Below are 14,620 nucleotides of genomic sequence, written 5' to 3' on the forward strand. Positions count from 1 at the left end.
CTATATTTAATAAATTACAAAAAATGAGAGTCCAATATTTAGAGCTGTTGCTCAAATATTTGGACTCAAAACAGTCTTTTTTTATAAAGCGAGGCTTTTTTTAGTGTTCATTAGGATCGTTTTCTGCGTCTTCATGAGTTGGGTGTATAGTACCTTCAACATGATCAGGACCAGCATAAATGGTATATAATTTTAGTGGTTTGTCACTAGTATTTTTAATATTGTGCCACATATCTGCTGGAACCAATACTGCTTCATCTTCAGAAACAACTTGTTCAAAATTTAAGTTATCTTCAGAAGGTCCCATTTGGCATAGCCCTTGGCCTTCTTCGATGCGAATAAATTGATCAATTCCATGATGAACTTCTAGGCCAATATCATCGTTTGGTTGAATAGTCATGACGGTTACTTGTAATTTAGCGCCTGTCCATATCGTTGTACGGTAGTTATCATTTTGCACTGTAGCATCTTCAATATTTACAACATAAGGTTTTTTGCCATGATCTTTAAAATCAATACTCATTATCCTAATCACTCCATTTCGTAATAGTTATTTAATTATAATAATTACAATCTAAATATAGCAAATTATCAGTTGAAAAACAAGTATTAATGACTTGAATGTAGCTACTAGCTTTTATTATATTTAAAAAAAATAAGCTTTACATACAATACCTCGTGGTGTATTAAATTAGAAAAACTATTTAGAAACGAAAATAGAAAATCGAACAAACGATTGATTGTTCGTGATGCACAAGGATTACGTGGGAAGAAAATCGAGATTTATTCTTTACCTTATAGTTCAATCAACATGTAGTCCACCGAAAATGCAGGAAATTTTGATATCAATGCGAAAGTTGAATTATGGACGAGAGCAGGCAATATCAAAATTGGCTTAGGAAAAGATATCGATAGTAGAAAATTTGATGATTTGATTGTGTCGATTTTACTTTAATTACCTAACAATCTGTGTGATGGTGTTACTTCATAAAAAGCCAAAGAAATAAAATGTAAGCTTTACAATAGTTTGTTTCTTTGACTTTTTTTGATTTTGTCAAGATTTCAAAACTTGATGTGGGTCAATTTTCCATTGTGACATATGGACTATACTGCTGTTATAAAGCAAAATAACCTACACAAGAAAGAAGGAATTCACTAATGGCAACATTTAATGAAGTAGCAGAGCACTATTTTGAAAAATTGGATATATTTACACTAGCAATCACGCGTGCACACGGTAAGAACCATCCTGAAGCGTTTGAAGTACGAAGTTTATTTAATACAATGAAGGAAAAGACAACAGAAGCAGGTACCACCGGTAAGCCACATTTAGAGGAAGAATTTGTGAAATTACGTAAAATAACATCCAACTATACTATTCCTGGAGATGTGTGTGGAACCTATGCAGGGGTATACAACATGCTATCTGAAACAGATCACGCTTATCACGCATAATTTGCGGATTCGAAAAATAGTAAATCCCAGAAGGAAAAAGAATTATTTCTGGGATTTTTTTGCTCGTTATAAGATATACTAAAATTGTGCCAGTCAGATCAAAAATGTTATAACTGAAGCCAGGTTACACTTAGAGGAAATTGAAAGAAGGAAAAGAATGTCTATGCTAACAAAAGAAGCTGCTCAACACGTTGTTTATGAAATTATGAAACTCTATAGCAGAAAATGCCACGCCCAAACAAATTGAAGAACGCGTGACAGAAATTATCCCAGCAAAATACTGGGGAAGAGCACACCAATCCATGATTTCTTTCGGAAGATAAATATGCGTGCCCAGAAATATGAAATGCCATGAGTATCTCCAGTTGTATGAGAATTTAGAAGGAATAAATTTAATGGATTAAGTTATCTTTGGGAGGAAAAAAGCCCAACATCAGCTATAAAAAAATAGGTTATTCAATGAACGCAACTGTTCATGAATAACCCGATTTTGTGCAATAAATCGATAAATTACGGTTCTGATTTTAAGAGAGCCGTTTGAGTTTCTTTCGTGATATCCATTATAGATTGAAAAAGCTTCGTTACTTGCGGTTCAAATGTTTTATCTGTTAAGCGGCTAATATTTTTTTCGATAACAGCTTGCTCGCGGCTGGCATCCAATACAGGTAAGTTGCGTTGCTTTTTGTAGCGACCGACTTTTAAAACTGTGTTTAGCCGTAACTCAAACAAGCGAGTAAGTTCCTGATCAATCTCATCAATGTCTTTTCGGTACTGTTCCAATTCATTCATTCGATTGTCCTCCAAGCATCAAATCCATTAATCCGATAGCGGTAACCGCCTCTAAGACCGGCAGTACCCGTGGAACGATACAAGGATCGTGACGTCCTTCAACTTCTAATTCAGTCTCTGTTCCTTCTTGGATATTGATTGTCTGTTGCTTCTTTTTGATGGAAGCAGGTGGTTTAACGGCAGCTCTGAAGACGATGGGCATGCCATAAGTAATCCCGCCAATGATTCCACCATTATTGTTGGAGCGTGTTTTGATGCGCCCTTGTTCATCATAGTAGTATTCATCATTCGCTTCTGAACCGCGCATTTTGGTAATATCGAATCCTGTTCCAAATTCAATGCCCTTAATGGCTGGCACGGCAAATACGAGGTGAGCCAGTTGAGATTCAACTGAGTCAAAAAATGGATTCCCATACCCGGCATCTAATCCTAAGACAAATGTTTCAACGACGCCGCCTACAGAATCCCCATCTTCTTTGGCTTCCAAAATCAAGTCGGTCATTTCCACTTTTTTTTCAGCATTAAACAAAGGAAGCTGTTCTTCTTTGAACTGTTCGATTTGTTCCAATGTGACTATTTTCTGTTCATCAAAAGTTTCATCTTCGATCGTTCCAATCGATTGAATATGAGACCCTACTGTTACACCTTTTTGTTTCAGCCATTGCTGACAAATAGCACCTGCAAATACGAGAGGAGCAGTGATCCTCCCGGAAAAATGGCCGCTGCCACGATGGTCATTGTGGCCACTGTAACGCACTCGTCCGGGGTAATCAGCTTGTCCTGGGCGCATAACATCTTTCAGCACACTGTAGTCTTTGGAGCGCGTATTTGTGTTCCAAATAATGGCAGTCAGTGGTGCACCAGTTGTTTTCCCATCTAAAAAGCCGCTTAAAATTTCTGGATGATCCTTTTCTTTTCTTGGTGTCGTCAATTCATTTTTCCCTGGCGCTCTGCGTGCCATTTCAACTAAAACCTGTTCCATATCTATTTCCAAACCTGGAGGCAGGCCATTGATGGTAATACCAATCGCCACACCATGTGACTCTCCAAATAGTGAGAGTTGTAAATTTTTACCCCATATTCCACTCATGTATTTTTCCTCCTAGTTGTTGGAATGTCTCCCAAAAGTTGGGATAAGACTTCTTAACACAATCTGTGTCTTTGATGTGTATTGGTTCTTGACACACCGTTGAAGCGATGGCCAACATCATAGCCATGCGATGATCCTTGTGACTCCAAACTTCTTGACCGCCTGATAGTTCAGAAACCCCTTCAATCAAAAGCGAATCTCCTACAATCTCAATCTGTGCGCCTAAAGCAGTCAACTCTTTTTGTGTAGCAACTAAGCGATCACTTTCTTTGATCCGTAGACGTTCCAGATTGATAATTTTTGTTTTTCCTTTGCTTAACGCAGCGACTAGAGCTACTACTGGAATAATATCGGGAACTTGAGCTCCATCTATAATTCGTTCACTATCATTAGACCCGCCGTTCACTGTCGCTAAGATCGAGACGATAGCTTGATCACCTTGTAAAGAATCTGAATCCAAACCATTTACCAAAAGCTCATTCCCTAATGCATTTGCACTCAACCAGAAGGCTGCTTGTGAGTAGTCACCTTCGACTGTGTAATCACGGGCGGTATAAGCTTGCTGGCCTTTGATGCGATATTCTTGCCCATCCTCATCTTGTTCAATCACAATGCCAAAGGATTGCAAGACAGACAGGGTTAAATCAATGTAGCCTTTCGATTCTAAATGAGTCGTAATTTTTAGGATAGAGTCTTCGGCAAGTAAAGGCAAGGTCAGTAACATACCGGTGATAAACTGGGAACTGATATCGCCACGCATTTCATAGATACCTGATGTTAAAGGTCCAGCGACACTCAACTGTAGGTTTTCAGTTGTGGCTTGATTATAGTGGAGTGACTGAGCGTCGAATAATTCTTGATAAGGTTCAAGCGGGCGTTTGCCTAAATGTCCTTGACCGATAAAGTGCGTTTCTCCTGTAAACAGTGTCGCTAAAGGAATCAGAAAACGCAAGGTAGAGCCGGACTCATTGCAATTGATTGTGCGGCTTTCCTTAGCAGCTCCATTACGGATGCCATCGATTGTCAATGTCTGATCATCGTAAGAAATAATCGCTCCAAACGAACGCATACCTTCGATAGTTGCAAGGATATCATCAGATAGTTGAATATTCTTGATCGTACTACGACCTGCTGCTAAACTGGCGCAAATCACTGCACGATGCGCCATACTTTTAGATGGCGGGACAATAACAGTTCCATTTAACGCATTAGGAGTAAGGGTTAGATTAGTCATGCTGTTCCTCCAGTGTCTAAAGAATCGAAAAAGGATAGAGATGTTTGATGTACGGTAGCGCGTCCGATGTCAGTTAAAACAATCACGGATAAACTGCCTGCAATATTTTTTTTATCTTTTTTGATATAAGGCAATAGTTTAGGGTAATCTTCAAAATCCTCTAGTTCAATAGGCAAACGATGCTGTTTTAAAACAGTAATCAATCGATCAGTGGTTCCAACTGTTGTCAGCTGTTTGGATTCTGCAATTCTTGAGATAGCAACCATGCCAATGGCCACACCTTGACCATGGGTATATTTTTCATACTGGTAATACGCTTCAATAGCGTGGCCTAACGTATGCCCAAAGTTCAACACCATTCGTTCACCTAAATCTTTTTCATCTGCCTGCACAATCACTTGTTTGATCGTGCAACAGGTTTCGATGATCCAATCGATGTGCTGCATGACTTCTTTTCGAGAAGATAGTTCCATCAGACGATGAAATAAATTAAGATCTTTTATACAGCTATATTTGATTACTTCCGCCATTCCATCAGCAAAGGCAGAATCCGTTAACGTCTCTAGAACCAATGGATCGATCAAGACGAGTAGGGGGTGATAAAAAGCACCTACTAAGTTTTTGCCCTCAGGTAAATCGACGCCAACTTTTCCTCCAACGCTACTATCCACTTGGGCTAGCAGTGTTGTGGGAATTTGGATATAAGAGATACCCCTCAAGTAAGACGAAGCGGAAAAACCAGAGATGTCACCTATCACACCACCACCTAGAGCAATGATTAAGTCGCTACGTGTTAAGCCGAACTCAGCGAATGCACTGTAGAGATTAGGTAGCGTGTCAAATGTTTTAGTCTGTTCTCCAGGAGGCAAAACAATGCACTGCACTTCATAATCCGCTGCTTCCAAATCTTTTATAATAGACTTAGCGTAAAGGTCATAGACGGTTTCATCGGTGACAATGGCAATTTTGGCTCCAGTAAAGACTTTTGAGACTTCATTACTGACGCGATCAAGTAATCCTTTTTCAATCTTTAATTCATAACTCACTTCATGTGATGGAAGTTTAACGGTTAAGACAGACATCGATTTTATCCTCCTTCAGTTTATTTTGTTAAAATAGTAGCTGCTTCATTAATTGAACGACCTTCGAAATCCGCTAGCTTTCGAGCTTTTTCCATCAATCTAGCGAATTCATCTGGTGTCAAACATTGTTCGCCATCGCTCCAAGCGTTAGCTGGATCATTGTGAACCTCAATCATTAAGCCATCTGCTCCGGCAACGATACCTGATTTAGCACCTGCTTCAACCAAGTAAGACATTCCTCCAGCATGGCTCGGATCGATGATGATTGGCAAGTGAGAAAGCTCTTTAATGACAGGAACGGCTTGGATATCTAGTGTATTGCGGGTTTCTGTTTCAAATGTCCGAATGCCACGTTCGCATAAAATAACATTTTCATTTCCTCCAGCCATGATGTACTCAGCTGACATCAACCATTCTTTGTAGGTTGCAGATAAACCACGTTTTAAAAGAACGGGTGTATTCGTTCGTCCAACTTCTTTGAGTAAATCAAAGTTTTGCATGTTGCGTGCACCAATTTGAATGATGTCTACCGAATCAACAAATTGATCGACCCATTTTGTCGACATCAATTCAGTCACGATGGGCATACCTGTTTCAGCTTTAGCAACTTGAAGCATTTTCAATCCTTCTAATTCAAGTCCTTGAAAACTGTATGGAGAAGTTCTTGGCTTGAATGCACCTCCGCGTAAGAAGTTCGCGCCAGCTTGTTTAAGTTGTTTTGCAATAGTCACAATTTGTTCTTCACTTTCAACAGAACAAGGTCCCGCGATGATCCCTAATTTAGTGCCACCGATTGTTTCGTCACCAATTCTGATGATAGAATTATCAGGATGAAATTTTCTATTCGCTCTTTTGTAAGGATCTTCTACTCGAATAACTTGCTCTACTTCCGGAATTGCTTGCATTTGGCGTTCATCGATTCCACTAGTATCGCCAATCAGACCTAGAAAATCGCGCTTGATATCGGTGAAATGACTCACGGCAACTCCTTGAGATTCTAATTTAGTAGCTAATTCTTTAACCTCATTTGCTTTAATTCCTTGCTTTAAGACGATTATCATAGTCATTCTCCTCTGTATTGTTTAATTTATTTTGTACAAACACCACACCATTACTGGTTCATAACGTTCTTCAATTGTGTAACCCGGCATCTTTTCTTTTTCAAACACATCCTCGCTAATAATCGTATACTTCAGATTTTTTTTACAAAAGGCTGACCAAGCTTTAAATTTACTGTCTGAAAATTCAATTACTGTATCTTCGTTTTTTTTGATTAAATATTTTTTCAAAAAAATAGTGGTGGCTGGATGAATCATCGCTCGGTTTTCTGCATAAATGCTATTTTTAATGAGAACCATAGGCTTGGTTTTTCGCTGGAAGACGTCTACCAGTTCAACTTTATCCCAGTAATCATAATTAAATTCTTTCCACCCATAATCTTTTCGGGCACTTTTAAAAGCTACAGGAAACAATACGTATTGTTCGGTTAACTGATGAATATTGTGTAATAAGCTGTCAAAAGATGGATAGCCTACAATACCATCGTCTTCTGATTGTAATAAAGATTCTGCGACTGTGTAACTATCCGTGCTGCTTGGTCCTAACGTATGAATGATCATCTATTTTCCTCCACTAAAGTTATTGAAAAACGAAAAAACGCCACACCCGATAGTCTATTGAAAGATTATCGAATGTAGCGTTAGGTAAGTTCACTAATAATATGATATCGGATTAGTTCGTTGCCCCTTCGATTTCTTTCAAAATCTATAGGGCAACTGTTGTTAGCAGCTTAAAAGTCTTTAGCCTCTATAGATTTTCTCATAAAGAAGCTAAAGTAATAATTATTCAATTGTGAGTCCATTGCAGTTTGAAGTTGTGATTGTAAGTTCATGGTGGTCTCTCCTCAATTGATCATTATCAGCTGTTTCCCAACTGTGAGTCCAATACTAGCAATTAAAAAATTCATTGTCAACAAAAAACTAAAAACTAATTTCTGAAAATAATAATAAAAGTAGTCTGAACAACTGGTGCCAAACGAATTAGAGCCAATTGAAATAATTGTTCGTTAATTTTTTTATTGAACTTTAAGTTTCTTTTGTCTATACTTCAAAACATTATCAAAGGATTGGAAGAGGTGCCACATGAACTTTTACGGATTATTCGGAGAATCGCTTGTACATAGTCATTCTCCAAGCCTCCATAAGTTGATTTATCAAAAAATAGGATTAGACGCTGCCTATAAGCTCTTTGCATTTCCGCCAACACAGTTGAAACAAGCTATGGATGGCGTTCGGACGTTATCTATCAAAGGGGTAAACGTTACGATTCCTTATAAAGAAGCCGTTATACCTTATTTAGACGAAATCGGTCCATTTGCAAAAAAATTGGGAGCAGTAAACACAATTGAAAATGTAAATGGGAAGTTAATCGGTCATAACACGGATTATAGTGGTTTTGGTTTGGTTTTGAGCCGTAGAAACTGGGATGTAAACGGAAAGATAGCCGTTATTTTAGGATCAGGAGGAGCATCCAAAACAGTTGAAGCGTATTTAATGGATCACGGTATTCAAATGATTTATATTGTGTCTCGGAATCCTGATCGATTTAAAGATACAAAAAATAAGAAGTATACCAATTATGAAGATGCACAATCTTTAAAGGGAGATTTTCTGATTAATACTTCACCAGTCGGGATGTACCCTAATGTCAATGAAACTCCATTAAGTGAGACCTCTATTCAGCGATTTGATTATTTGATCGACCTAATCTATAACCCTAGTGAAACCACTTTTTTAAAATTGGGACGTGAAAACAACAAGCAAACGGCTAACGGATTAGATATGTTAGTAGGACAAGCCGTTCGAGCAGTTGAAATTTGGGAAAAGTGTTCGATTGACGAGCAAGTTACAAAAGAGTTGATCTCTGAATGGAAGAAACGACACGGTGAAAGCTTATGAAAACAAATATTGTATTGATTGGGATGACAGGAAGCGGGAAAAGTAGTGTTGGAAAACTACTAAGTCAACAATTAGACTTGCCATTTAGAGATATGGATCTTTTTATTGAACAACTAACGAATCAGTCTATTCCAGAATTGTTTGAAGTGAGTGAAGCGTATTTTCGAGCAATAGAGACCGAGGCTTGTGCAGAGCTAGCTGCAAAAGAAACGTATGCTGTTATTTCGTGTGGTGGCGGAGTCGTTCTCAATCCAGAAAACATTGAGGCATTAAGAAAAACAGGCTGGGTTATTTTTATCGATCGGCCTGTTGAACACATTATCAAAGATATCGAAATTGCACATCGCCCTTTATTAAAAGAAGGCAAGAATAAGCTATACCAATTGTACGAAGAGCGTTTTGATTTGTATCAATCATCAGCTGATTTTAGTGTGGAAAATCAATCTACTTTGGAAGATGTATTAAATGACATTAAGACCCATCTTCCAGAAACCATTACGCATAAAAGGAGAAGATAAAATGAATATTGTCATTATCAATGGGCCAAATTTAAATTTTTTAGGTATTCGAGAACCGGATGTATATGGAACTCAAACACTGGAAGAGATTGAAACTAAGATAGAAGAATACGCTGAAATACAAAAGATAAACTGTTCTTTTTTTCAAAGTAATTCTGAAGGGGAATTGATTGATCGTATCCAACAAGCACATCTGGATAAAGTAGACGGTATTGTCCTCAACCCTGCAGCGTATACCCATTACAGTTATGCTATCCATGATGCGTTGAAAGCAGTTGATGTACCGACTGTTGAAGTACATTTAAGTGCTATTCATACCCGCGAGTCTTTTCGTAAAGAATCTGTTATAGCGCCAGCTTGTATTGGACAAATTTCAGGATTTGGACCAACGGGATACTTGTTAGCTATCCATGCATTAAAAGAAGTCATAAAATAAAGGAGCAAAACATGAACATTGCGATTGTTGGATTAGGTGTTATTGGCGGATCTTTTGCCATGGGCCTTCAAGCAGCTGGATACAAAAATATTTATGGGATAGATATCAACGAATCAACAGTAAGAATTGCTGTAGAACAGGGAATGATCCAAAAGGGGTTTGTGGAAGCCGGCGATATTTTACCGGAGATGGATATCATTATAATTTCTCTTTATCCAAATCAAATTGCGCCATTTGTCGAGCAGCACAAAAGTGTCCTAAAAGAAGGTGCCATTCTAACAGATGTAACAGGCGTTAAAACAGCGATTATAAAACAAATGTCTAAAGTTCTTCCTTCAACAGTTGATTTTGTTTTTGCCCATCCCATGCGCGGCAGTGAGAAAAAGGGAATCATTGGTGCGGATCATACGCGTTTTATAGGAGCCAATGCTTTAATCACTACGATTCCTACAAATAAAGAAGCTTCTCTAAAACTCATTGAAAAGCTCTATAAAGAAGTAGGATTTGATCAAGTAACACGGGTTTCTCCCGAAAAACATGATGAACAAATCGCATATGTCAGTCAATTGATACATGTTTTATCTGTAGCGGTCGTAAATAGTACACAAGCTTCAGAAGAAACACTGATGTTTGCTGGAAATAGTTTTCAAGAGCTCACAAGGATCGCTGATATAAATGCTGATTTATGGAGTGAATTATTTTTAAATAACCGAACAGCCTTGTTGAAATCGATTGAACACTTCGAAGTTGAATTGGATGCTTTGAAATACACGCTAGAAGAGAATGATGATAAAGAGCTGAAAACAATCTTTAGTCAAGCCGCCAATAAACGAAGAGAATGGTATTGAGTGAATCCGTTGCAGAAGATATATAGTTAGCTTAAGAAATAAATAGTAAAAGAAAAAGTTGCCTTAAAATGAAATATGCCCTAAAAGTTAGAGTACTAAATCTAACTTTTAGGGCATATTTCTTTATAACAAACGATTAAATTCTACTTCTATTTATTTTTTTAAAAATTCTTTTAAAGCATCAACAAGTGGAGTTAAGGATTTACCTAATGCTTTTTCAAAATCCTCCGATGTTACATTTAATTCACCGTTACGAATATCATTTTGAATCATTAAAATGAAACCTACTGCTGCCTCAGGAACACCGTTGCTGATTAATGCAGCTTGATAATCTTCATCATTCATTGCAACAACTTCAAATTCTTTACCACTAGCAGTTTTAAGAGCTTCAGCTAGTTCTGCATAAGTAATTGGAGTACCTGATAATTCAAGTATTTCTGGTGCAGCTGCTTTTTCCGTTAACACATTGATAGCAGCCTCAGCAAATTCACGTTTTAATGCCCAACCCGTTTTTCCGTTTTCAGCAGAGTACGTAAATGCATGGCCTGCTACTGCTGCATTGAGCGTGTCTGCTTCATTTTCCAAATACCAATTGTTGCGTAAAAAAGTGTGAGAAATGTGAGATTCAGAAATTAATTTTTCAGTGAGGATATGATCTTGGGCTAAAGGGCTGTTTGAGGTAGCGCCTTTAGGAAAACTGGTATAAGCGATAAATGAGACACCGGTTTCTATAGCAGCATTGACGACATTTTTGTGTTGTTCATCGCGTGAAACCACTCCACCTGGTTGTGAGGAAACAAAGAGCATGCGATCGACACCGTTGAAAGCTTTAACTAAACTAGTATAGTCACTAAAGTCAGCAATCCGTACTTCAATCCCTTGTTCACGAAGTTTAGCAGCTTTTTCTTCTGTTCTAGCCAGAGCCACAATATCAGTTAAATCAACTTGTTCTTTCAAGTAATGTAAGGCATAAGTTCCTAATTCTCCAGTTGCTCCTGTTAACAAATAGTTCATCTTGTATCAACCTTTCTATTCGTGAGATTTAGTTTATAAAAGCTTGTTTTTTTCAAGTTCTAACACTATGATAGGAGTCTAAGTAACTAATGTAAAGTAAGTACTTTTAAGTTACTTAGTAACAAAAAAGTAACTATTGCGAGAGGACGAGGTTTTTAATGCGAGATAAATTATCGGCTTGCCCAGTAGAGACGACACTTTTGGTGATAAACGATCGTTGGAAAGTGTTGATATTAAGAGAACTACTAGATGGGACTAAACGGTTTGGAGAATTAAGAAAATCGATTGGTACTGTTTCACCAAAAGTATTGACGTCACATTTGCGTTCTATGGAAGAAGATGGGTTAGTTGACCGCGAAATTTTTGCAGAAGTCCCGCCACGCGTTGAATATACATTGACAGAATTAGGAGATAGTTTAAAGCCCATTTTAGATGCAATGAAAGACTGGGGCACAGATTATCAAGCAAAGGTTAAACTTAAGTTGAAAGAAACAAATGAAGATTAACATACTAACGAATATAAAAAGGAGCTGATTTAAATGAGTCTAAATTACCAAGAGATTGAAAAAGTAATAAATGCAGAAAAGAATGCTGGCGAATTCGCTCAGTTAATGCACGAACTACAGAAATTAGGTGTGAAGCGATACGATTATTTGGTTGCTGAAGGGACGTATCGATATTTTGATGAGGATAATTCTGTCGACTTAAAATTGAATGGGGTCCCAAAAGTAGTTTCTGATCAAAGTGACTCTAAAGCTATCAAATCGGCTGTTAAAAGAGCACAATCAGGAGAGTTTGATTTTGAAAAATTTTGTGAACTAGCTGGAGCAGCTGGCGTGCCAGTTTGGACAAGTGATTTAGTAACGAAGCAAGTCACTTATTACGATGCTTATCATCAGGCATTATTAGTAGAGCCGATTCCGGGACTATAAGGTAAAAAATGTGAAATTCATATAGAAGTAAAAGTATTTTAGTTTTTTACTTGTAAAAAGTAAGTGTAGGGTGTAGGATGTATTTATAAGGAAAAATAAAATAAATCATTTGGAGGTAATTATTCATGTCAAAAAATATTGGGATTTTAGTAGGAAGTTTACGTAAAGATTCTTTAAATAAAATTGTAGCAAAAAAATTAGCTGAGTTATTCCCAGCTGATGATACTGTAACATTTATTGAAATTGGCGACTTACCAGTTTACAATGAAGATTTAGAAGAAAATGCTCCAGAAAGTTACACTCGTTTCCGTAAAGAAATGAAAGAACAAGATGCATATGTATTCATAACTCCAGAATACAACCGTGGTATGCCAGCTTCATTGAAAAATGCTATTGATGTTGGTTCTCGTCCATGGGGCGAAAGTGTATGGCCAGGAAAACCAGTTCTCGTTGGTTCAGTATCTCCAGCAGGTATTTCTGGTGCATTAGCTAACCACCAAATTCGTCAATCACTAGTATTCGGTGACAGCCCAGTTATGGCTCAACCAGAACTTTATATTGATGCATCTAAAACAATTGGTGAAGACGGACAAGTAGTTCCAGGATCAATTGAATTCTTACAAACTGTTGCAGATGCATTCGTAGCATTCATCGACAAAAACTCTAAATAATAGATAAAATTTAAAATTGTACGAAGAAGCTGGGACATCATCTAGCTGAAAAGCGTGTATAAAACTTCAGCTTTAGAAGCATAAAAACAGCTTCACAATAGGAATTTTCCCTACTGTGAAGCTGTTTTTTATTGTATTAGTTTTTTAAATTTAGCAACTTTTTTATTTATCGTTTGTATGAAAAAGTACTAAAATTTTTCACTATCAAAGTTATCATCTAAAGCTTTTTGAGCAAGGACATTTAGGTAGTTCCAAGGACGGTTGAATCCTGGTTGGAAGAAGAAATCAGCAAAGGCTAATTTTTCTAACGTCCAACCTGAAGAGATAGCTACCGATAGCACATTGATAGAGGCGGTAACGTCATAGGTTGACATCAACTGAGCACCAACAATACGGTGACTGTCTTTTTCAAAATGAATTTTCATCATAACTTTTTCGTCATCAATAAAAGTAGGACGGATATTTTCTACTACGAATGTGCTAGCAACTTCAGCATCAATGGAATCTTGATCGATATCTTTGACTCCTGTAGAAGCTAACTTGTAGTCGAATAGTGTTAAACCAGATGTCCCAGATACTTCAGGCATTTTTACTTTTTTCTCTAAAATATTTTTAGCTGCAATGACTCCTTGACGACGAGCATTAGACGCTAAAGCAATTAGTTTTTTACCATGATTTGGTGCAAATGGAATTTTTGTAGCATCTCCCATTGCAAAAATATCTTTTTCAGAAGTTTCTAGGTAGTCGTCAATAACGACCGTTCCGTCGGGGTTCAATTCAACGATTCCTTGAAGCCATTTCGTATTTGGACGAACACCAACAGCCATAATTACAGTGTCTGCTTCGTATTCACCTTTATCCGTTACAACTTTTTTAACGGTTCCGTTTTCGCCAACAACTTCTTTAACCATTTCGCTTGTGCGAACAGTCAATCCGTTTTGATCCATATTTTCGTTCAATACATCAACAAACTCTTTATCTAGGTACGTATTCAATACGCGGTCTAAAGAATCAATAACTGTTGTCTCAATTCCAACTTTAGCAAATGCTTCAGCAACTTCAATACCGATGTAACCTCCACCGACAACAACCGCTTTTTTCGATTGGCCCATACGTGTTTTAACTTTTTCAGCCCAATTACGGCCACGTACATAGAAGATATTATCTAAGTCAGCACCAGGAATTGGAATTCTGACAGGCGCTGCACCAGGAGAAAGAATCAATTTATCATAGCTTTCTTCAGTTTCTCCATCAGTTGTTTTAACAGTAATGGTTTTAGCTTTTGGGTTAATCCCAACAACGTCACTATTCATATGAACATTTACATTTTGTTCGATATACGAACCCTCTGTTGCATAATGTAAACTATCTAAAGATTCGGCAATGCCTTCTAAGTAACTTTGAATTCCACAAGATAAGAATGATGCGGTGTCTCCGCGTTCATACAAATGCAATTCAGCATCTGGCTGCTCCTTCAATAATGTTTGAATGGCTTCGTAGCCAGCATGTGATGTTCCTACGACAATAATTTTCAAAAAAATGGCCCCCAATAATAAGTATTTGTTCCAAGAAGCACCATACCACTTATTTGTAT

At 37.5% G+C, this 14,620-nt stretch carries 17 protein-coding genes and 1 pseudogene; 9 read left to right on the forward strand and 9 right to left on the reverse strand.

Annotated features, from left to right (window positions below; genetic code table 11):
• Nucleotides 1-100 precede the first annotated feature (100 nt).
• On the reverse strand, nucleotides 101-523 hold the full coding sequence (locus NST49_RS03775; protein ID WP_023179409.1) for a cupin domain-containing protein: 423 nt from the start codon (nucleotides 521-523) through the stop codon (nucleotides 101-103).
• 162 nt (nucleotides 524-685) lie between these two features.
• On the opposite strand from NST49_RS03775, the pseudogene NST49_RS03780 reads away from it, so the two are divergent.
• Nucleotides 686-955 (forward strand): annotated as a pseudogene (locus tag NST49_RS03780) (PH domain-containing protein).
• Between the two features lie 203 nt (nucleotides 956-1,158).
• On the forward strand, nucleotides 1,159-1,455 hold the full coding sequence (locus NST49_RS03785; protein ID WP_251165847.1) for an iron-sulfur cluster repair di-iron protein, ric: 297 nt from the start codon (nucleotides 1,159-1,161) through the stop codon (nucleotides 1,453-1,455).
• Nucleotides 1,456-1,965: 510 nt separating this feature from the next.
• Here NST49_RS03785 and NST49_RS03790 read toward each other — a convergent pair.
• From NST49_RS03790 to NST49_RS03815, 6 genes are read right to left on the reverse strand one after another with little or no spacing between them, the layout of a single operon-like run.
• Nucleotides 1,966-2,244 (reverse strand): chorismate mutase, encoded by a 279-nt coding sequence (locus tag NST49_RS03790; RefSeq protein ID WP_341047128.1) that lies wholly within the window; start codon nucleotides 2,242-2,244, stop codon nucleotides 1,966-1,968.
• On the reverse strand, nucleotides 2,237-3,334 hold the full coding sequence (gene aroC / locus NST49_RS03795) for a chorismate synthase (RefSeq protein WP_341047131.1): 1,098 nt from the start codon (nucleotides 3,332-3,334) through the stop codon (nucleotides 2,237-2,239). The genes NST49_RS03790 and aroC overlap by 8 nt, the downstream gene beginning before the upstream one ends.
• Nucleotides 3,315-4,568 carry a 3-phosphoshikimate 1-carboxyvinyltransferase gene (gene aroA / locus NST49_RS03800; RefSeq protein ID WP_341047132.1) on the reverse strand — a complete coding sequence of 418 codons (1,254 nt, stop codon included), beginning with the start codon at nucleotides 4,566-4,568 and terminating at the stop codon, nucleotides 3,315-3,317. Before aroA ends, aroC begins: the two co-directional genes overlap by 20 nt.
• The gene (aroB, locus tag NST49_RS03805; protein ID WP_341047133.1) at nucleotides 4,565-5,650 is read right to left on the reverse strand and encodes a 3-dehydroquinate synthase; all 1,086 of its coding nucleotides are present in this window, start codon (nucleotides 5,648-5,650) and stop codon (nucleotides 4,565-4,567) included. Before aroB ends, aroA begins: the two co-directional genes overlap by 4 nt.
• A gap of 20 nt (nucleotides 5,651-5,670) precedes the next feature.
• Nucleotides 5,671-6,711: a 3-deoxy-7-phosphoheptulonate synthase gene (gene aroF, locus NST49_RS03810; protein WP_034537792.1), complete on the reverse strand. Its 1,041-nt coding sequence runs from the start codon at nucleotides 6,709-6,711 to the stop codon at nucleotides 5,671-5,673.
• A 21-nt stretch (nucleotides 6,712-6,732) separates the two neighbouring features.
• Nucleotides 6,733-7,269, reverse strand: coding sequence for a hypothetical protein (locus NST49_RS03815; RefSeq protein ID WP_023179385.1), 537 nt, complete (start codon nucleotides 7,267-7,269; stop codon nucleotides 6,733-6,735).
• A gap of 522 nt (nucleotides 7,270-7,791) precedes the next feature.
• Between NST49_RS03815 and aroE the strand changes: the two genes are divergently transcribed.
• The 4 genes from aroE to NST49_RS03835 are packed head-to-tail and all read left to right on the forward strand — an operon-like array spanning nucleotide 7,792 to nucleotide 10,409.
• Nucleotides 7,792-8,607, forward strand: coding sequence for a shikimate dehydrogenase (gene aroE / locus NST49_RS03820; RefSeq protein ID WP_341047139.1), 816 nt, complete (start codon nucleotides 7,792-7,794; stop codon nucleotides 8,605-8,607).
• Nucleotides 8,604-9,125: a shikimate kinase gene (locus NST49_RS03825; RefSeq protein ID WP_341047141.1), complete on the forward strand. Its 522-nt coding sequence runs from the start codon at nucleotides 8,604-8,606 to the stop codon at nucleotides 9,123-9,125. The genes aroE and NST49_RS03825 overlap by 4 nt, the downstream gene beginning before the upstream one ends.
• 1 nt (nucleotide 9,126) lies before the next feature.
• Nucleotides 9,127-9,561: a type II 3-dehydroquinate dehydratase gene (gene aroQ / locus NST49_RS03830; protein WP_341047143.1), complete on the forward strand. Its 435-nt coding sequence runs from the start codon at nucleotides 9,127-9,129 to the stop codon at nucleotides 9,559-9,561.
• Nucleotides 9,562-9,572: 11 nt separating this feature from the next.
• Nucleotides 9,573-10,409, forward strand: coding sequence for a prephenate dehydrogenase (locus tag NST49_RS03835; protein WP_341047145.1), 837 nt, complete (start codon nucleotides 9,573-9,575; stop codon nucleotides 10,407-10,409).
• A gap of 153 nt (nucleotides 10,410-10,562) precedes the next feature.
• On the opposite strand, the gene NST49_RS03840 is transcribed toward NST49_RS03835, so the two are convergent.
• Nucleotides 10,563-11,423, reverse strand: coding sequence for an SDR family oxidoreductase (locus NST49_RS03840; RefSeq protein ID WP_341047147.1), 861 nt, complete (start codon nucleotides 11,421-11,423; stop codon nucleotides 10,563-10,565).
• A gap of 158 nt (nucleotides 11,424-11,581) precedes the next feature.
• Here NST49_RS03840 and NST49_RS03845 point away from each other — a divergent pair, with 158 nt between their 5' ends.
• The 3 genes from NST49_RS03845 to NST49_RS03855 all read left to right on the forward strand — a co-directional run bounded on the left by NST49_RS03845 (nucleotide 11,582) and on the right by NST49_RS03855 (nucleotide 13,026).
• Nucleotides 11,582-11,929, forward strand: coding sequence for a winged helix-turn-helix transcriptional regulator (locus NST49_RS03845; protein WP_023179373.1), 348 nt, complete (start codon nucleotides 11,582-11,584; stop codon nucleotides 11,927-11,929).
• 33 nt (nucleotides 11,930-11,962) lie between these two features.
• Nucleotides 11,963-12,355 (forward strand): DUF1398 family protein, encoded by a 393-nt coding sequence (locus tag NST49_RS03850; protein WP_023179371.1) that lies wholly within the window; start codon nucleotides 11,963-11,965, stop codon nucleotides 12,353-12,355.
• Nucleotides 12,356-12,480: 125 nt separating this feature from the next.
• Nucleotides 12,481-13,026 carry an NADPH-dependent FMN reductase gene (locus NST49_RS03855; protein WP_023179369.1) on the forward strand — a complete coding sequence of 182 codons (546 nt, stop codon included), beginning with the start codon at nucleotides 12,481-12,483 and terminating at the stop codon, nucleotides 13,024-13,026.
• 188 nt (nucleotides 13,027-13,214) lie between these two features.
• Here NST49_RS03855 and NST49_RS03860 read toward each other — a convergent pair whose 3' ends face one another.
• Nucleotides 13,215-14,561 carry an FAD-dependent oxidoreductase gene (locus NST49_RS03860; RefSeq protein ID WP_341047153.1) on the reverse strand — a complete coding sequence of 449 codons (1,347 nt, stop codon included), beginning with the start codon at nucleotides 14,559-14,561 and terminating at the stop codon, nucleotides 13,215-13,217.
• Nucleotides 14,562-14,620 lie beyond the last annotated feature (59 nt).

It is taken from the genome of Carnobacterium sp. FSL W8-0810, from assembly GCF_038007125.1.
GTDB lineage: Bacteria > Bacillota > Bacilli > Lactobacillales > Carnobacteriaceae > Carnobacterium_B > Carnobacterium_B inhibens.